This window comes from Hymenobacter busanensis (assembly GCF_008727865.1).
GTDB classification, from domain to species: domain Bacteria; phylum Bacteroidota; class Bacteroidia; order Cytophagales; family Hymenobacteraceae; genus Solirubrum; species Solirubrum busanense.
On record NZ_VTWU01000005.1, the window covers coordinates 296719 to 314773 of the forward strand.

At 61.6% G+C, this 18055-nt stretch carries 12 protein-coding genes and 1 pseudogene; 6 read left to right on the forward strand and 7 right to left on the reverse strand.

Features of this window, described 5'->3' with window-relative positions:
• Positions 1 to 20: 20 nt before the first annotated feature.
• Positions 21 to 1076, reverse strand: a complete 1056-nt coding sequence (locus F0P96_RS14705; RefSeq protein ID WP_151079667.1) for a hypothetical protein — start codon at positions 1074 to 1076, stop codon at positions 21 to 23.
• Positions 1077 to 1258: 182 nt separating this feature from the next.
• On the opposite strand from F0P96_RS14705, the gene F0P96_RS14710 reads away from it, so the two are divergent.
• Positions 1259 to 2035, forward strand: a complete 777-nt coding sequence (locus F0P96_RS14710) for a hypothetical protein (RefSeq protein ID WP_151079668.1) — start codon at positions 1259 to 1261, stop codon at positions 2033 to 2035.
• A 189-nt stretch (positions 2036 to 2224) separates the two neighbouring features.
• On the opposite strand, the gene F0P96_RS14715 is transcribed toward F0P96_RS14710, so the two are convergent.
• From F0P96_RS14715 to ispF, 5 genes are all read right to left on the reverse strand, one after another.
• The gene (locus F0P96_RS14715; RefSeq protein ID WP_151079669.1) at positions 2225 to 3613 is read right to left on the reverse strand and encodes a LutB/LldF family L-lactate oxidation iron-sulfur protein; all 1389 of its coding nucleotides are present in this window, start codon (positions 3611 to 3613) and stop codon (positions 2225 to 2227) included.
• Between the two features lie 117 nt (positions 3614 to 3730).
• On the reverse strand, positions 3731 to 5404 hold the full coding sequence (locus F0P96_RS14720; protein ID WP_151079670.1) for a M28 family peptidase: 1674 nt from the start codon (positions 5402 to 5404) through the stop codon (positions 3731 to 3733).
• Positions 5405 to 5503: 99 nt separating this feature from the next.
• Entirely contained in the window at positions 5504 to 7186 is a 1683-nt protein-coding gene (locus F0P96_RS14725) for a M28 family peptidase (RefSeq protein WP_151079671.1), read from the reverse strand.
• A 102-nt stretch (positions 7187 to 7288) separates the two neighbouring features.
• Complete coding sequence (locus tag F0P96_RS14730) at positions 7289 to 8989, reverse strand: M28 family peptidase (protein ID WP_151079672.1); 1701 nt, start codon at positions 8987 to 8989, stop codon at positions 7289 to 7291.
• 135 nt (positions 8990 to 9124) lie between these two features.
• Entirely contained in the window at positions 9125 to 9604 is a 480-nt protein-coding gene (gene ispF / locus F0P96_RS14735; protein WP_151079673.1) for a 2-C-methyl-D-erythritol 2,4-cyclodiphosphate synthase, read from the reverse strand.
• Between the two features lie 247 nt (positions 9605 to 9851).
• Here ispF and F0P96_RS14740 point away from each other — a divergent pair, with 247 nt between their 5' ends.
• From F0P96_RS14740 to F0P96_RS14760, 5 genes are all read left to right on the forward strand, one after another.
• Positions 9852 to 10466, forward strand: coding sequence for a TetR/AcrR family transcriptional regulator (locus F0P96_RS14740; protein ID WP_151079674.1), 615 nt, complete (start codon positions 9852 to 9854; stop codon positions 10464 to 10466).
• Positions 10467 to 10497: 31 nt separating this feature from the next.
• Complete coding sequence (locus F0P96_RS14745) at positions 10498 to 12057, forward strand: TolC family protein (protein ID WP_151079675.1); 1560 nt, start codon at positions 10498 to 10500, stop codon at positions 12055 to 12057.
• Between the two features lie 102 nt (positions 12058 to 12159).
• A complete protein-coding gene (locus tag F0P96_RS14750; protein ID WP_151079676.1) occupies positions 12160 to 13278 on the forward strand; it encodes an efflux RND transporter periplasmic adaptor subunit in 1119 nt (372 codons plus the stop codon).
• 69 nt (positions 13279 to 13347) lie between these two features.
• Complete coding sequence (locus F0P96_RS14755) at positions 13348 to 16800, forward strand: efflux RND transporter permease subunit (protein WP_151079677.1); 3453 nt, start codon at positions 13348 to 13350, stop codon at positions 16798 to 16800.
• A 53-nt stretch (positions 16801 to 16853) separates the two neighbouring features.
• Complete coding sequence (locus F0P96_RS14760) at positions 16854 to 17123, forward strand: acyl carrier protein (protein ID WP_151079678.1); 270 nt, start codon at positions 16854 to 16856, stop codon at positions 17121 to 17123.
• 468 nt (positions 17124 to 17591) lie between these two features.
• Here the strand turns inward: F0P96_RS14760 and F0P96_RS21445 are convergent.
• A pseudogene (locus tag F0P96_RS21445) lies at positions 17592 to 17945 on the reverse strand (YkvA family protein); the annotation flags it as partial.
• Positions 17946 to 18055: the final 110 nt, after the last annotated feature.

Genomic DNA, 18055 nt, shown 5'->3' on the forward strand with positions numbered 1-18055 from the left:
GGTGGCTCAACCAGCCCCATTCATACCGGCTTTACTTCGGGTGCCACTGTGAGCTTGGCCAGAAACACCACCGCCTGCTCGTAGCGGCTGCGCAGCTCGTGGTAGTGTTGCCAGGCCTCGGCGCGGTTGGCCACCACGGGCACACCGGCTTCTTGCAACTGGTCGTAAGCGTGCTCAAAGTCGCGGCGTGACGGTTCTTCCAGCGGATTGCCGGTGGCCACCAAGCCCGAGGGTTGGCTGTGGGCCCGGTTCTGGAAAAAGCGGTACACCCGGTTCATGGCAATGCAGCCGGCCTTGAAGCACAACTCGGCGTTGCTGCTACGCGGCTGGTCTACGGTGCTGAAAATGAGCGCTGCCGTGTCGAGAATGATGCCGGCCGAGGTGACCCACGAGCGGCCCGGCTGGGGTGAGCGGAAAAACGAGATGATGGGCAGCGAGGTATGGCTCTCCTCAATTTCCACGAACCATTCTTCCCAGCGCTGCCACTGGTCTTCGTCGTCGAGCAAGGAGCCGCTGCGGTTGAGCCACGTAATCAGGTTCGTGGCCGAGGCCGGGGCCCCGGCGCGTAGCTCCAGCCGCGCTACCACCAGCTCGCGCCGCGAAAAAGCTTGGTAAATCGTGGGCAGGTACGAAATCAGGAGCGTGAGCAGCAGCAGGCCCAGCAAGGCCTCCGAAAACGAGGCCGAGCTGGCCACCAGGCCGTGCGTCGGTTCTTCGGCCCCGATGGTGAGCAGGGCGTTGTTGCTGATCAGGTAGCACCGTTCCCAGCTGCCTTCGCCCAGGCCCCAGAAAATGCAGGTGTAAGCCACCGACAGCAACCCGAGCCACACCACCGGCAGGGCAATAAGGGCTACGGGCGCGTAAATCGACAGCACCCGGTCGCGCTGAGCGTAGGTCTGGGCCCGGCTGGCTACCACATCGAACACCACCCGGACGAACCGGAAGACATAATTGCTGACCAGCACCGACTCGTTGCGCGGCAGCACAAACGAGCGAATGGCCGCCGACACCACCACTACTACCAACGCCACACCAGCCAGCACCGCCACGCCGCGCAACAGCAACTCCCAAAGCATCAGCAAAGCGGCATAAAACAGGTGTGAATGTGGCTTGTACGGGTGCGGCGGCTAGCAGTTGGCGGCCGGCCCGATTCACCCGAAGATGTGATGCACCCAGTGCGGCCGTGGCCCTACTTTTGTTTCACGCTCTTTGCCTGAGCCATTTACCCCGATTCACGCCCCACTTCTTGCTGCCCGCTATGAAAACGCTTTTTCACTCCTTGCGCCTGCTGCTACCCGCGGCGGCGTTGCTGGCCTTGGTCAGCTGCTCGTCTACCAGCAACATCAGCATGAAAGTGCCCGACCAGCTCAGCACCGCCACGGCCCTGCCCGTCACGGGCAAGCAGGGCTTTAAGCAAACGCGCGAGTTTGGGCCGTTTGCCACCACCAATGTGCGCTCGGGCTGGCTAAGCACCAGCGGGTGGTCGGCGCCGGTGGGCCGCAACTGGCTGCCCGTGGCCGCGTGGTACGACCAAAGCCGGGCCAAGCGCAAGTTTTCGTTTACGCTGCAGCCGCAGGCCGGCGCCCCTTGGCACGTGCAGGGCGCCTATTACTCCTGGAGCCAAGACCTGACGCTGGCACCCAACGCTAATTCCTCGGTGGGCCTCACGCTCAACCAGGAAGACGTGTACAGCAGCATCATTCAAGGGCCCGGCCACCAACATACCTGGCAATTGGTCATCGAAAGCCAAAGCCGGCTGGGCGAAGGCAAACAGTTTGCCCGAGGCACCCTATCCAACGGCGACTCCCTGCTGCAGGTGCGCCCCATTTCCCAAATGCTGCGCCGCGACGGCCGGACTATGAACATGCCCTTTGGAGTGCCCGTGGGTTACGAGTTTGTGCGGCCCAACGGCTCGGTGGTGGGCGCCGTGGAGCTGTTTGGCCGCGGCCGGGTGTGGTTGTCGCCGCGCATTTCGCCCGAGCTGCAGGCGCCGGTAGCGGCGGCAATGGCTTCGATGTTGCTGCGCCAGGATTAGTTGGTTGCTTCCTGCGAGTCAACAGTTTGATATTCCCGTCATCCTAAGCGCAGCGAAAGGCCTTCTCACTGCAGGGACGATAATCGTTACGACGACTCGTTCAGCGGTGAAAAGGTCCTTCGCTGCGCTCAGGATGACGTTCTTTTACTGGCAACTGGCAACTGGCAACTGGCAACTGGCAACTGGCAACTACTTCTTGCCGCGCTCCTTCCAGAGCTGCCGGAACGACTTGGGCGCCACCTGCACCGCGTCGCGGCGCTTGCTCCAGCCTACTTCGCCCAGTAGGCGGCTGAGTACCCAGTTTTTGCCGGCTACCGGCGCCATGCCCCACAACCAGCGGTGCTTCATGCCGTAGAGCCACAGCCGAATGGCGCGTTGTTCTTCTTTGTCGGTCAGGTGCTCTTTCACGGCCTGCTGGCGGTTGAGCAGCAGAATGTTGTGAATCGGAATCTTGACTGGGCACACCGACGAGCACGCGCCGCACAGGCTGCTGGCGTAGCTCAGGTGCTTGTTGTCGGCCATGCCGTCGAGGTGCGGGGTAATGACCGAGCCGATGGGGCCGGAGTACGTCGTTTCGTAGGTGTGGCCGCCGATGTTTTTGTAGACCGGGCACACATTCAGGCAGGCGCCGCACCGAATGCATTGCAGCGCCTCGCGCTTGTCGGGCTGGGCCAGCAGGTTGGTGCGGCCGTTGTCGAGCAGCACCACGTACATTTCGTCGGGGCCGTCTTTTTCTAGCGGCTGGCGCGGGCCCAGGTACACCGTGTTGTACACCGTCAGCTGCTGGCCGGTGCCGCTGGTGCTCAGCAAGGGCCAGAACAAGTCGAGGTCGGCCAGCGTGGGAATGAGCTTTTCAATGCCCACCACGGCAATGTGGGTGCGTGGAAACGAGGCCGACAGACGGGCGTTGCCTTCGTTTTCGGTCACGGCCACGCCGCCCACGTCGGCAATTAGAAAGTTGCCGCCCGTCACGCCTACTTCGGCCGAGGTGTACTTGCTGCGCAACAACTTGCGGGCCGTGGCTACCAGCTTTTGGGCGTCGTCGGTGGGCTCGATGTGCAGGTGTTTGACGAAAATATCGGCAATGTCCTTCTTGCTCAGGTGCATGGCCGGCGTCACAATGTGGTAGGGCCGCTCGCCGTTCAGCTGCACGATGTACTCGCCCAAATCCGTCTCCACCGACTCGACGCCGTTCTTTTCGAGGTAGTGGTTGAGGTGAATTTCCTCGGTGGTCATGCTCTTGGCCTTCACCACGGTGCGGGCCCGCTTGCGCTGCATGATTTTGCCGATTTCGCGCAGGGCCTCGTCGGCGTTCTGCGCCCAGATGACCTTGCCGCCGCGCTTGGTGAAGTTCTCCTCCCACTGCAGCAGGTACTGGTCGAGGTGGTTGATGACCTCACTTTTGCGGTAAGCCGCCCGCGCCCGCGCCAATTCATGGTCGCGGTACCAGTTCAGGCCCGTTTCTACGGCCGCGTTGTACTTGCCGATGTTGAAGCGAATTTTGCGGCGGTGCTCCAGGTCAAACGCTTTGCGGTCGGAGTCGACGAGAAACTGGGAGGCTTTGGCAACGGTAGGCATGGCAGCACGGAGTCAGCGGTGAGCGGCAAGTACGCAAAAGTAAAAGTGCGGAAGTTGCCTCGGAGTTCAGCCCCGGTCAACTTCCGCACGTTCTCGGCAGCGGCTGGGCGCGAAAAATCAGGGTTTGTTGGAATCAACCACCGGGCGGGCTTCGCGGTTGGCCAGCTCCCAGGCGGTGTAAAACACCAGCCGGGCGCGCTCGGCCAGCTTGTCGAACTCGATTTTCTCCACGTCGTCGGTGGCTTTGTGGTAGTCCTGGTGCAGGCCGCTGGTGTAGAAAATGACCGGCACGCCGCGCCGGGCAAAGTTGTAGTGGTCGGAGCGGTAGTAGAGCTGCTCGGGGTCGGCGGGGTCGTTGTAGCGGTAGTCGAGCTTGAAGCGGCTGTGCTTGGCGTTGGTGGCTTCGCTGAGTGCGTGCAGCTCGGAGGAGAGCTTGTCGGCGCCGATCAGGTAGAGGTAACGGTCTTTGGCGGTGTGCATGGGGTCGGTGCGGCCCACCATGTCGATGTTCAGGTCGGCCACGGTTTGGGCCAGCGGCTGCACGGGGTGGCTGGTGTAGAAATCGGAGCCCAGCAGGCCACGCTCTTCGCCCGCGTTCAGCAAAAACAGGATGCTGCGGCGTGGTCCGCGGCCTTCTTTCTTGGCCTGGCTGAACGCCTGGGCCAACTCCAGCACCGCCGACGTGCCCGAGCCGTCGTCGTCGGCGCCGTTGTAAATCGTGTCGTGCTCAATGCCCACGTGGTCGTAGTGCGCCGACACCACCAGCACCTCGTCCTTTTTGTCGGTGCCTTCCAGAAAGCCCAGCACGTTTTCGGAAGCCAGTTCCTGACGGGCCTGCGGCACAAACACCTCAAATGCGGCCGGCTTGAAGCTGGCCGTCGGCGGCTTGGCGCTGCTGTAGCTGCCCAGCACGTAATCGGCTAAGGCCTGCGGGGTGGTGCCCAGCAGCGCGGCGCCCATGTCGAGCGAGGTCAGGTAGGTGCCGAGGCCGGTGGGCGGCACGTCGGTGAGCAGCAGGCCGGTGGCGGGCGGCGCGGGCGAATCGAGCAGCTCGTAGGCCGGCTCGGCCAGCTGCGGCGCCATGCCCAGGGCCATCGAACGAAACTCCTTGGCCGGCGCGAAAGTGACAACCCACACGCTGCGGGCGCCTTTGTCGCGGGCCAGGGCGGCTTTGCGAAACGGGCCGCTCCACTCGCTTTCCTGCTTGCCGCCCGATAACAGAAAATGACCCCGGCCGTCGGTCGGTTCGCCTTGCAGCACTACCACGTCGCGGCCTTTCACGTCTTGCCCGGCGTAGTCGTTGTAGCGGTCGGTTTCGATACCGAAGCCCAGAAAGAGCGGCGCGGCGGGGGCCTGGATGCGAAAAGCGGACGGTCCGAAGCCCGCAAAATCATGCAGACCCTCAAAGGTTCGGCTGCCCAGGCGCATAATGGCCACACCTTCGGCGGCGAAGCGTACCAGCCGGAAAGGCTGCAGATACGCACTGGCCGCGCCCGTCAGGGGGCCTTGCAGCCCGAGGTCAGCAAACTGCTTGCTTAGGTAGTCGGCCGCCAGCTTCTGGCCTTTCTCGCCGGTGGCCCGGCCCTCGAAGGCGTCCGAAGCCAGCACCGATAAATGCTGGCGCAGGTCGGCCGCCGTGATGGTGGCGGCGTAGGCTGCGGCGTCGTCGCTGACCGTTGCTAGGGCGGCGGTAGTCTTGGTCTTGACTTTGACCTTGCTCTGTGCCCAAACGGGGATGGAAGCTGCGGCAGTGCTGACAAGCGCCAGGGCCAGAATGAAGCGTTTTAGCATCGGAAAGAGGAGCCGACAGGCGCGGGTAAAACGAAATGGCCGATTGCCGCCCGAGCAAGACACTCAGCAACAATCAGCCATTTGGCAATCAAGAATCAATTACGGCTTATTCGAGTCGACCACAATGCGCTGGTCGCGGTTGACCAGCTCCCAGGCAGTATGGAACACCAGCCGGTCGCGCTTTTCCATCAGCGGAAACTCAATCTTGTCGACTTCGTCGGTTTCCTGGTGGTAGTCGGCATGGTCGCCGGTGGTGTAGAAAATGACCGGCACGCGGTGCTTGGCGAAGTTGTAGTGGTCGGAGCGGTAGTACACGCGCTCGGGGTCGGCGGGGTCGTTGTAGCGGTAGTCCAGGTCGAGCTGGGTGTACTGCTTGTTCATGGCCTCGTTGATGGCGTGCAGCTCCGAGGACAGCTTATCGGAGCCCACCAAGCACACGTACTGGTCGCCGACTTTGTGCTTGTCGTCGGTGCGGCCCACCATGTCCAGGTTCAGGTCGGCAATGGTTTGCTCGAGCGGAAACACGGGGTGGTCGGTGTAGTATTCCGAGCCGAAGAGGCCTTCTTCCTCGCCCGTCACCGTCAGAAACAGAATGCTGCGGCGCGGGCCGTGGCCCTCTTGCTTGGCCTGCACAAACGCCTGCGCCATTTCCAGCACCGACACCGTGCCCGAGCCGTCGTCGTCGGCGCCGTTGAACACCTTCCCGTCGCGGATGCCCAGGTGGTCGTAGTGGGCCGATACCACCAGCACCTCGTCCTTCTTGTCGGAGCCTTCGAGGTAGCCCATCACGTTTTCGGTGGCGAAGGTTTCCATCTTGCGCGGCGCCCGAATAACTACTTTCTCGGGCCGAAACGCGGCTTTGGTGGGCTTGCCAGCTGTGGCCACAGCGGCCTGGTATTTGGCCACGCCCTCGGCCGAGGTGTTCAGCAGCTCGAGGCCCACGGGCGTCGACACAAAGAACGTGGCGGCACGAGCCACCGGCGCCTGCTCCTTGCTCATGCCCAGCGCCTGGGCCGGCATGCTCATGCGCGGGCGCTGCAGGTAAGGCTTGAGGCGCGTGAGGCTTTGGGTGAATTTGGCCGCATCGGGGTTGACGAAAAAGACGCTGCGGGCGCCCTTTTCAGTGGCCAGCGCAGCCTTGGCGCGCGAATCGGTGCCCCACTTGCTGGGCTTGCCGGTGGTGCTCAGCAAGGGCTTGCCGTCTTTCAGCGGCTCGCCCAGCAGCACCACCACGTCCTTGCCCTTCACGTCGAGGGTGGCGTAGTCGTTGTAGTCGCCCTGCTCGATGCCGTAGCCGGCAAACACCGGCTGCAAGGTGGTTTCCTGGCTGAACGGCGAGTCGCCGCTCGCATAAAAATCCGTCATCCAGGCGTAGCTCTGCTTGCCAATCTGCAGCTTCATTTTGGCAAGGTCCCAGAGGCTGCGCTCCAGCGTAAAGTGCTGAATAAACGGGTTGTCGGAATCCTTCACGGGGCCGGCCAACCCAATTTGCCGGAATTGCTGGGCCAGGTAAGCCGCCGCCATTTTCTGCCCTTTCTCACCGGTTTCGCGGCCTTCGTACTCGTCGGAGGCCAGCACCGACAAGTGCTGGCGCAGGTCTTCCTGGGTGATGGTATTGGCGTAATTCACCGACCAATCGGTAGCCGGCGCCGCGGTGGCGGGCTGCTCGGTTTTGGTTTTGGTCTTGACTTTGGTTTTGCCTTGGGCCACGGCCTGCGAAGCCGGGGCTAGCGCAACGCACGCGGCGGCCAGGGCCAGCGCAGAGAGTAATGGGTTGGGCATGGGAGCGGGGAGAGAGAAGTAGCGGGAAAGCACCAGCCGAATGGCTGCCGGTGGCAGCGCAGTGCGCCCGGCCACCGGCAGCCAGTCACGGTCAGCACATCATTAGGGTTTGTTTGAGTCGACCACGATGCGGTTGTCGCGGTTGGCCAGCTCCCAAGCCGAGTAGAACACCAGGCGGGCGCGCTTTTCCATCTTCGGAAACTCGATTTTCTCGATTTCGTCGCCTGCGCCGTGGTAGTCGTCGTGCACGCCGTTGAAGAAAAACGCCACCGGGATTTTGTGCTTGGCGAAGTTGTAGTGGTCGGAGCGGTAGTAGAAGCGGTTCGGGTCGCCGGGGTCGTTGAAGCGGTAGTCCAGGTCCATCTGGATGTACTGCTTGTTGGCGGTTTCCACAATCTGGTACAGCTCCGAGGAGAGCTTGTCGGAGCCGATGACGTACACGTAGTCGGCTTTGCCTTCGTGGTCTTTGTCGGTGCGGCCTACCATGTCGATGTTCAGGTCGACGATGGTCTGCTCAAGCGGAAACACGGGGTGGTCGGTGTAGTATTCCGAGCCCAGCAGGCCCTTTTCCTCGCCCGTCACCGTCAGAAACAGAATGCTGCGGCGCGGACCGTGACCTTCGGCTTTGGCTTGGGTGAAGGCCTGCGCCATTTCCAGCACCGATACCGTGCCCGAGCCGTCGTCGTCGGCGCCGTTGTGCACCTGCCCGCCGATGATGCCGATGTGGTCGTAGTGCGCCGACACCACCATGATTTCGTCTTTCTTGTCGGTGCCTTCCAGGAAGCCCAGCACATTTTCCGTCGTAAACGGCTCCACTTTCTTGGGCGCGTTCAGCGTGAGTTTGGCCGGCTTGAATTTGCTGGGCAGCGCCTTGTTGGCTTTGTTCACCGAAGCCATATAGGCCGTCAGGCCCGCCTCGGTGGTGCCCAGGAGTTTGGCCCCCGCCGCCTGCGACACGAAGAACGTGGCGGCTTTGGCGTCTTTCTTGGCATCCATAAACCGAATGCTCGGCCGGCTCAGGTAGGGCGCCATGCGCGCCGCCGATTTGCTGAAGCTGTCTTTGGCATCGGCGTACACGAAGAACACGCTGCGGGCGCCCTTCTGCGTGGCCAGCGCCGACTTGGCGCGGAAATCCATGCCCCATTTGCTGGGCTGGCCCTCTTTGCCCAGCAGGGCTTTGCCATCCTGGTTCGGCTCGCCTAGCAGCACAATCAGGTCTTTGCCTTTCACGTCGCCCAGGGCGGCGTAGTCGGAGTAGCCTTCCTGCTCGATGCCGTAACCGGCAAACACCGGCTGCAAGGTGGTGGCCGTCTGAAAAGGCGAGCTGCCGTAGCCGTAGAAATCCTTCATCCACTGGTAGCTCTGGGTGCCCACTTTCAGGGTGCCGGTGCCCGTCCAGGTGCTGCGCTCCATGGTAAAGTGCTGCAGGTAGGGGTTGTCGGAATCCTTCACCGGCCCCACAAGGCCCATTGCCTTGAACTGCTGCGCAATGTATTCGGCGGCCATTTTTTGACCGATTTCGCCGGTTTCGCGGCCCTCAAACTTATCCGACGCCAGCACCGAGAGGTGCATGCGCAGGTCGTTCATGTTGATGGTGCCGGCGTACTGGGTGTTCCAGTCGGTAATAATCGGGGCCTGGCGGCCGGTGCCGGCCGGTGCCGCTTCCATTGCCGGCGTTACGGGCGTTTCGGTTTTGGCCTTGCGCTTAACTTTTACTTTGCCGGGCTTGGCGTCCTGGGCCAGGGCCGGCGAGGCTACCAGGCCCGCGGCCAGCAGCAGGGCCGGAAACAATTTGTACGTCATAGGCTAGCCGCCGTGGCGGGCGGTAGGGGAAGTGGGTGAGTGAATGGGAACCGAGAGACGCTGCAAAGACAGCGCCAGCGGCGGGGAGTTGCCCCAAGATAGGCAGCCACCGCGTTGTGGCTGGGCGCCGGCTGGCTACTCCTTTACAATGAGTACCGTGGCGTAGGCAGCCACGCCTTCGCGCCGGCCTACAAAGCCCAGCTTTTCGGTGGTGGTGGCTTTGATGCTGATGTCGTCTTCTGCAATGCCCATCACGCCGGCCAGCACGCGGCGCATTTCTGGAATGTGCGGGTTCACCTTGGGCGCTTCCAAGCAAATGGTCGAGTCGATGTTGCCGACCTGGTAGCCGCGCTCCTGCAGTAGCTGCATCACGCCGGCAAGCAGGCGCTTGGAGTCGATGCCTTTGTACTGCGGGTCGGTGTCGGGGAAATGGAAGCCGATGTCGCGCAGGTTGGCCGCGCCCAGCAGCGCGTCGCAGATGACGTGGATGAGCACGTCGGCATCGGAGTGGCCGAGGGCGCCGTGGGTGTGGGGCACCAGAATGCCGCCGAGCCAGAAGGGTAGGCCCTCCTGCAACTGGTGAACGTCGTAGCCGAAGCCGGTACGAATGCGCATGGAGTCGGGGAAATGGGAGGTAAAACGAAGGCCGAAGGTACGGGAGGTTGCGGGCTTGCCTCACCGCAACGCAGCCTGAAACGCGGAAACCGACGGCCGGAAATATTTGTGGGCGCCTATAAAGTAATCTGCGCCATGCGGCGTCTACCCAGCTGGGAACTCACCGGCGCATGATTATGTATCCAAAAAAATAACATGGAAACTTTGGAGTCATTAAAAGTTTCCATTGTACCTTTGTGGCGTGAGTATGGAAATCAAGGACCGGATCTTGCTGGCCGCTGTCGAGCTGTTCATGCGCAACGGCATCCGCAGCGTTTCGATGGATGACATTGCCACCCACTTGGGCATGTCGAAAAAAACCCTCTACAAATGGTTTGAAAACAAGGACCAAATTGTGTTGGCCGTCATGCAGGGCCGCCTCAACAAAGAGGAAGTCGACTGCGAACAGGCCTTCCTGACGGGCGCCAATGCCCTGGAGGCCATGTTCAACCTGGTGCAGTGGCACCAAGGCATGCTGGCCACCATTCACCCCAGCGTGTTTCACGAACTGCAGAAATACTACCCCCAGGCCTGGGCCCTGTTTGAAGAGCACAAAAACAACTTCATCCTGCAGAAAGTGGTGGCCAACATTCGCCGCGGCATGGAAGAAGGCCTCTACCGCCCCGACCTGGATGTGGACGTGCTGGCCCGCCTGCACCTGGCCGAAATCGAGCTGATGTTCAACAACACGGTGTTTCCGCCCAAGCAATTCGGCATCCAGCGCGTCAATACGGCCCTGGTCGAGCACTTCCTGACGGGCATTTCCACCCTGCAGGGCCACAAGCTTATCAACGAGTACCGTCAAGTGACGGAAGCTGAATAATCAACCCGCTCTCAACCACCCATTCCGCTTTATGAGACAAGCGTTTCGCCTACTGCTGCTAGTAGCTGCCTTGGGCTTCCTGGGGCTGCACCAATTACTGGCCCAAACGCCCTCCACGGGCCAACCGGTAGCCTCCTCCACGCCCATGTCGCTGAGCCTGCAACAGGCCATCGACTACGCCCTGCAAAACAAATCGACTTTGCAGGCTACCCGTATCAACGAGAAAGTGGCCCAGGCCCGCGTCGGCGAAATTCGCTCGGCCGGTTTGCCGCAGGTCAACGTTTCGGGCTCGGTAACCGACAACTACAAGCTGCAGAAGTCGCTCGTCGACGTGGGCGCTTTCGGGGGCGGGGCCGCTTCCACGCTCGACCCCTTCACGCTGACGCCGGCCCAGCTGGCCGCCCTCAACAACGGGCAGAACGTGACTTTGTCGCCGACCTACACCAAGCAGGAAGCCGTGGCGCTGCCGCCCCAGCCGATTGCGTTCGGCCTGCAGTGGCAGGGCAACGCGGCCGCGCAGGCCTCGCAGATGCTCTTCAACGGCTCTTACCTGCTGGGCCTGAAGGCCGCCAAGGTGTACGAGTCGTTGTCGGTGAAGCAAACCCAGCAAAGCGAAATCGATGTGACGGAGCAGGTGTCGAAAGCCTACTACAGCACGTTGGTGGCCCGTGAGCGGCTGCAGCTGCTGGCCCGCAACGTGCAGCGCCTCGATACCCTGCTCTACCAAACGCAGCAGACCTTTAAGGAAGGCTTCGTGGAAAAACTCGACGTCGACCGCCTGCAGGTGCAGGTGAACAACCTGAAAATCGAGCAGCAGAACGCCCAGCGCCTTATCGACCTGAGCGTGGCCCTGCTGAAGTTTCAGATGGGCCTCGACCAGCGCCAACCCGTGGAGCTGACCGACCGCCTCGACGGGGCCGTGATAGATGCGGAAGCCGAGCGCGCCCGCCTGCAAAGCGGCAGCACCGCCGAGTTCAACTACAGCAACCGCATCGAGTACTCGGTGCTGGAAACCCAGCGCGATTTGGCGGTGCTCGACATCCGCAACCGCCGCGCCGGCTACCTGCCCACGCTCAACGCCATTGCCTCCTACGGTTTCGTGGGCTCCGACCCCAAGCTGGGCGGGCTGATGGAGTTCCGCGGCCCCAACTCGCGCGCCGAAACCGGCTTCATCAACCAGAACTGGTTTGGCTTCGGCAACTTCGGCCTGCAGCTGAGCGTGCCGGTGTTCGACGGCTTCCGCAAGAAGTACAACATCGAGCAGGGCAAGCTGGCCTTGGAACAGGTGAACAAGGGCTTTACCACCCTGCAGCAGAGCATCGACCTGCAGCGCACCCAAACGCAGACCACCCTGCAGAACTCGCTCGACGTGCTCAGCAACCAGAAAGCCAACCTCGACCTGGCAACCAACGTGGCCCGGGTGGCCAAGATCAAATTCCAGGAGGGCGTGGGCTCGAACCTGGAGGTGATTACCGCCGAAACGGACCTGCGCCAGGCTCAGACCAACTACTACTCGGCCCTCTACGACGTGCTCGTGGCCAAAGTGGATTACAACAAAGCCGCTGGCTCGCTCAGCCAAGCCAAAAAATAAGCGGGCTAGCCCGAACGACTCCTTCCGCCGATGATTCTCTCCGCGCTTCGCATGAACCGTTCCGCCGCTGCCTCGCACGCTACTGAAAAACGCACTCGCTCCATGAAATACACTACCTCCACGGCCGTGCTGGCGCTGGCACTGCTGGCTGCCTGCGGCGGCAAACAAGACCCCGCGGCCGAACTGGCCAAACTCAAGCAGGAACAAGCCGCCAACCAAGCCAAGATTGCCGAGCTGGAAACCAAGGTGGGCAAGCCCGCCGAGGCCGCGGTGGCAGCCACGCCGGTGTCCACCATCAGCGTGAAGCCCGAAAGCTTCACCAGCTACCTGGAAGTGCAGGGCCGCGTCGACTTCGACGAAAACGCCAACGTGTCGCCGCGCATGCCCGGCGTGCTCACCGACATCCGCGTGCAGCGCGGCGACCGGGTGAGCCGCGGCCAGGTGCTGGCCACGCAGGACGCCTCGGTCCTCGAATCGGGCATTGCCGAGCTGCGCACCCGCCTCGATCTGGCCCGTACGGTGTTTGAAAAGCAGGACCGTCTCTGGAAACAGCAGATTGGCACCGAAATTCAGTACCTGCAAGCCAAAAACAACTACGAAGCCCTGCAGCGCAGCCTCGCTACCCAGCAACGCCAGCGCGCCCAGTACAACGTGGTAGCGCCCTTCAGCGGTGTGGTCGACGATGTGCCGGCCAAAGTGGGCGAAAACGGCGCGCCCGGCGTGCCGGTGGTGCGTTTGGTGAGCGGCTCGGGCGGCAAAATCGTGGCCGACGTGTCGGAAGCCTACGCCAACAGCATTAAGGCGGGTGACGTGGCCCTGGTGACCATTCCCGACCTCGGCGGCACCGAAATCAAATCGACGGTGCGCACGGTGAGCCGCACTATTAATCCTACCAGCCGCACCTTCACGGTGGAGCTGCGCCCTAGCGGGCAAAACGCCGCGCAGCTGCGCCCCAACATGGTGGCCACGGTGCGCATTCAGAACTACAACCGCCAGAACGCCACGGTGCTGCCCGTAGACCTGGTGCAGCGCGACGAGCAGAACAGCTACGTGTTTGTGGTGGAGCAGAAAGGCGGCCAGAAAGTGGCGGCCAAACGCATCATCCAGATCGGCAACACCTACAACGGCAAGGTGGAAGTGACCAACGGCCTGAAGCAGGACGACCAGGTTATTTCGGCCGGCTACCAGAATCTTAACGAAGGACAGGTGGTTAGCCTGTAGCACCGCTTGGCGGGCCGGCTGCCCGCCGCGGTACCACGAGTATACACCCACATTTAACTGCCGAACGCCATGCAGGACGTGGAAAAAGAGTTTGGGCCCACCAGTTGGTCCATTAATAATAAGACGAGCATTTACATCATCACGCTCTTGCTGTGCGTGGCGGGTATCTTCTCCTACATCAAGCTCGGGAAGGAGAAATTCCCCGACATCGTGATTCCGCGCATCATCGTGGCCACGGTGTACCCCGGCACCTCGCCGGCCGACATCGAGAACCTGGTGACGCGCCAGCTCGAGAAGGAAATCAAGTCGGTGAACGGGGTGAAGAAAATCAGCTCCACCTCCAACCAAGACTATTGCATCGTGGACGTGGAGTTCAACTCCAACGTGGACGTGCAGTACGCCAAGCAACTCATCAAGGACGCCGTCGACAAGGCTTCCAACGAGCTGCCGAGCGACCTGCCCACACCGCCCACCGTGCAGGAAGTAAACCTCTCGGAGCTGCCCATCATGAACGTGAACCTGGCCGGCAACCTACCGGCGTCGCAGCTCAAAAAGCTAGCCGACGACTTCCAGGACAAGATTGAGGCCCTGCCCGAAATTACCCGCGTCGACATCATCGGGGCCTTGGAGCAGCAGGTGAACGTGGATGTGGACCTGAACAAGCTGCGCGCCTCGCGCCTGGGCTTCTCCGACATCGAGCGCGCCATTGCCTCCGAAAACATTACCATTTCGGGCGGTTCCATCGACGTAGGCAGCCAGAAGCGCGCCGTGCGCGTGGCCGGTCAGTACGCCCGCGCCTCCGACATTGCCGACATTCAGGTGAAGAACCTGAACGGTTCGGCCGTGCGCCTCGGCGACATTGCCACCGTCGAAGATGCCTTCAAGGACCGCGAATCGTACGCCCGTCTCGACGGCAAGCCCTCGATTACGCTGAACGTGATTAAGCGCCAGGGCGAAAACCTCATCGACGCGTCGGACAAGATCAAACTGATTGTTGACGACGCGAAGAAGACGCTGCCCAGCGACCTGCGCATTACCATCACCGGCGACACCTCGAACGACACCCGCGTCACGCTGCACGATTTGATCAACACCATCGTCATTGGCTTCATCCTGGTGACGCTGATTCTGATGTTCTTCATGGGCACCACCAACGCCCTGTTCGTGGGCCTCTCGGTGCCGATTTCGATGTTTCTGGCCTTCGTGATGCTGCCCATGTTCGGCTTCGCGTTGAACATGATTGTGCTCTTCGCCTTCTTGCTGGCCTTGGGTATCGTGGTCGACGACGCCATCGTGGTCATCGAAAACACCCACCGCCTCCTGCACGAGCACCCGAACCTGAGCACGGCCCAGGCCGCCAAGTTTGCCGCCGGCGAGGTATTCGTGCCCGTGCTGGCCGGTACGCTCACCACGGTAGCGCCCTTTGTGCCGCTGCTGTTCTGGCCGGGCATTGTGGGTAGTTTCATGTTCTATCTACCCGTCACGCTCATTCTGACGCTCATGTCGTCGCTCATCGTGGCCTTCATCATGAACCCGGTATTTGCCGTGTCGTTCATGGAGCGCGAAGACCACCACGGCGAAAACGCCCACAAGTCGCGCTTCAGCAAGGGCTTCAAGATTGTGATGGGCGTGTTGCTGGGCATTGCACTCATCGGCTACCTGGCCCAGTCGCTGTTCGTGGGCAACTTGTTCGTGTTCTTGTCTCTGTTTGCGTTCCTCGACCAGTTCGTGTTCCACAAATGGATTGCCTGGTTCCAAACGAAGGCTCTGCCGCGCTTCCAGAACGGGTATGCCAACCTGGTGCGCGTAGCCGTTGGCGGATCCATCTGGCGTCAGGTGGGCATCATGCTCGGTCTGGTGCTGCTGTTCTTCGCCTCTATCTTCGCGGTGGCCTTGCGCAAACCCAAGGTGGACTTCTTCCCGAAAGGCGACCCGAAATTCGTGTACACCTACCTGAAAATGCCGGTGGGCACGCGGGTAGAGGTAACTGACTCGGTAGCACGGGAGCTGGAGAAACGCATCTACGGCGTCATCGGCCGCAGCAACCCCGACGTGGAATCGGTTATTACCAACGTAGCCATCGGCGCCGGCGACCCGGGCGAAGCTTCGGCTTCCGGTACGTCGCAGTCGCACTTGGCCAAGGTGGGCGTGGCCTTCAAGGAACTGAGCGAGCGGAAGGGCCCGGCCACGTCCTTGTACATGGACAAAATCCGGGAAGTGGTGAAAGGCATTCCGGGCGCCGAAATTTCGGTGGACCAGGAAGCCAGCGGCCCGCCCCAGGGCAAGCCCATTGCCATCGAGGTTATCGGCGACGATTACCAGGAGCTGGCCAAACTCTCGAAGGACGTGACGCGCTACATCAACTCGAAGAACATCGGCGGTATTGAGCAGCTGCGTTCCAACCTCGAAGACCGCAACCCTGAAATTGCCGTCAACATCGACCGCGTGCGGGCCAACCGCGAAGGCATCAGCACCGCCCAGATTGGGATGGAAGTGCGCACGGCCATCTACGGCTACGAGGCCAGCAAATTCAAGACCTCCGACGATGACTACCCAATTCAGGTGCGCTACGCCAAGCCCTACCGCGAAAACGTGGACGCCATCCTGAACTCGCCGCTGACCTTCCGCGACGCCACCGGCGCCATCCGCCAGGTGCCCATGTCGTCGGTAGCCGACGTGAAGTACGGCACCACCTACGGCGGCATCAAGCGCAAAGACGTGAAGCGCGTTATCACCATCTCGTCGAACGTGCTCAACGGCTTTACCGGCCCCGACGTGGTGCGCCAGGTAGAGCAGGCCCTGAAAGCCTACCCCACGCCGCCCGGCTACACCATTAAGATGGGCGGCGCGCAGGAAGACCAAAAGGAAACCTCCGACTTCCTGGGCGTAGCCGCTCTGGGTGCCGTGGCCCTCATCTTCCTGATCCTGGTCACGCAGTTCAACTCGTTCAGCAAACCCGTCATCATTCTCACCGAGGTGTTCTTCTCCATCATCGGCGTAATGCTTGGCCTGGCCATTACGGGCATGAACGTAAGTATTGTGATGACCGGCGTAGGGGTAATTGCGCTGGCCGGTATCGTAGTAAAAAATGGTATCCTGCTCGTGGAATTCACCGACATGCTCCGCTCCCAGGGAATGCCGCTGCGCGAGGCCATCATTCTGGCCGGCCGCACGCGTCTGAACCCGGTAATCCTGACGGCCACGGCCGCCATTCTGGGCCTGATTCCTTTGGCCATCGGCCTGAATGTGGACTTCTACGAGATGTTCAACTCGTTCCAGCCGCACTTCTTCATCGGGGGCGAATCGGTGACCTTCTGGGGCCCGCTGGCTTGGACGATAATTTTTGGGTTGTCCTTTGCAACCATTATCACCCTTGTGGTAGTCCCGGTAATGTATCTGCTCAACGAGCAGCTGCGCGCCCTGATTACCGGCAAGCACCCCGATTCGCACGCTTCGCAAGCTGCTGCCGCCGATGCGGAGGAGCAGGAAGCCACGCGCCCGCCGGTGCTGGCCGAGTACTAGCCACCGTTTTTTCCCGTTCTCCCTCTTTTTCTACCTGACTCGTCGTTTCAGCCATGCTAACCCAAACGACTTCTGCCGCCAGCAACATCGAACAACAGGTGTTGCGCATCATCAGCAAGCGCAAGGCCATCAAGCCCCAGCGCCTGCGTGTCTCCAGCAACCTCAGCCGCGAGTTGGGCTTCGACACGGTCGACGTGGTCGATATCATCCTCGAACTGGAGCGTCGCTTCCACATCACCATCCCCGACGAAGTGCCCCTGAACACGGTGCGCGACTTCGTCCGCTACGTGTCTTCCCACCTCGGGGGGCGGCAGGCGCGCTAAGCTAGCTGGCTCTGAAAAACGCCAAAAGGCCCGCAACCACTGGTTGCGGGCCTTTTGTGCTTGTGAAGTAAGCGAAGCAGCCTACCGTACGTTGCCGCCGGTGTCGCCGCCGCGGATGCCCGGGTCCTTCGGGTCGCGGCTGCCGGCCACGCTGGCGCCGGTCACGTTCGGGTTGGGCGTCACGTCGATGGTGGGGTGGTGCGGCTCGGCCGGGTTTGCCGGGTCCGGCGACGAGCCGCCGGGCAGGTCGGCTTTGCCAGCGCGCTTGGCCGAGTCGGTGCTTTCGTCGAACGAGCCGCTGCTCACGCTGTGCTCGGCTTTTTCGAGCAGCCGCACCGGCGCTTTGCTGTCGGTTGTCGGCTGCCACTTTTCGGCCGGCACGTTGGCGCTGGCGGCGGTGGCCGGGCGGGTGCTTTCCCACTCGTGGAAGTGGTCGATTTCGGTTTTGAGTGTGCTCATGAACCACGCCATCAGCGCTACATCGTCGAGCAGGCCCACCACCGGAATGAAGTCGGGCACGAGGTCAATCGGGCTCAGGAAATAGATGAGCACGGCAATGGCGCCCAGAATGGTGGGTGTGGGAATACCGGTGTACTCGCCCGATGCCGCCGCTTTGATGAGACGGAAGAGCGTCTGCATGCTTTCCCAGGCCTCGTGGGCAATGGTGCCCACGTCGTTCTTTTCGCTGGCTTTCTGGTACGCGTCATTCACGAGCTGCTTGATGCGCAGCGGCTGTTTGAGGTAGCCTTCGGCTTTGCCGAGGAGGCTTTTGAAGAACGGGGACGACGCAATTCGTTCGCCGTTGGGTTGTTGCGAAGCCATATCAAGAGGGCTGTTGAGAAGAAACAAGAGAAGTGCGACCGACCGCCGCCACAGGCTGAAGCACGCGCCGGCCAACTGCCGTCCTATACTGTTTCGCGCCAAAATAGTTA

Bases quoted from the DNA above. Each gene is read 5' to 3' on its own strand.
- F0P96_RS14705 (WP_151079667.1), bottom strand. From the start codon at position 1,076: ATGCTTTGGGAGTTGCTGTTGCGCGGCGTGGCGGTGCTGGCTGGTGTG.
- F0P96_RS14710 (WP_151079668.1), top strand. From the start codon at position 1,259: ATGAAAACGCTTTTTCACTCCTTGCGCCTGCTGCTACCCGCGGCGGCG.
- F0P96_RS14715 (WP_151079669.1), bottom strand. From the start codon at position 3,613: ATGCCTACCGTTGCCAAAGCCTCCCAGTTTCTCGTCGACTCCGACCGC.
- F0P96_RS14720 (WP_151079670.1), bottom strand. From the start codon at position 5,404: ATGCTAAAACGCTTCATTCTGGCCCTGGCGCTTGTCAGCACTGCCGCA.
- F0P96_RS14725 (WP_151079671.1), bottom strand. From the start codon at position 7,186: ATGCCCAACCCATTACTCTCTGCGCTGGCCCTGGCCGCCGCGTGCGTT.
- F0P96_RS14730 (WP_151079672.1), bottom strand. From the start codon at position 8,989: ATGACGTACAAATTGTTTCCGGCCCTGCTGCTGGCCGCGGGCCTGGTA.
- ispF (WP_151079673.1), bottom strand. From the start codon at position 9,604: ATGCGCATTCGTACCGGCTTCGGCTACGACGTTCACCAGTTGCAGGAG.
- F0P96_RS14740 (WP_151079674.1), top strand. From the start codon at position 9,852: ATGGAAATCAAGGACCGGATCTTGCTGGCCGCTGTCGAGCTGTTCATG.
- F0P96_RS14745 (WP_151079675.1), top strand. From the start codon at position 10,498: ATGAGACAAGCGTTTCGCCTACTGCTGCTAGTAGCTGCCTTGGGCTTC.
- F0P96_RS14750 (WP_151079676.1), top strand. From the start codon at position 12,160: ATGAAATACACTACCTCCACGGCCGTGCTGGCGCTGGCACTGCTGGCT.
- F0P96_RS14755 (WP_151079677.1), top strand. From the start codon at position 13,348: ATGCAGGACGTGGAAAAAGAGTTTGGGCCCACCAGTTGGTCCATTAAT.
- F0P96_RS14760 (WP_151079678.1), top strand. From the start codon at position 16,854: ATGCTAACCCAAACGACTTCTGCCGCCAGCAACATCGAACAACAGGTG.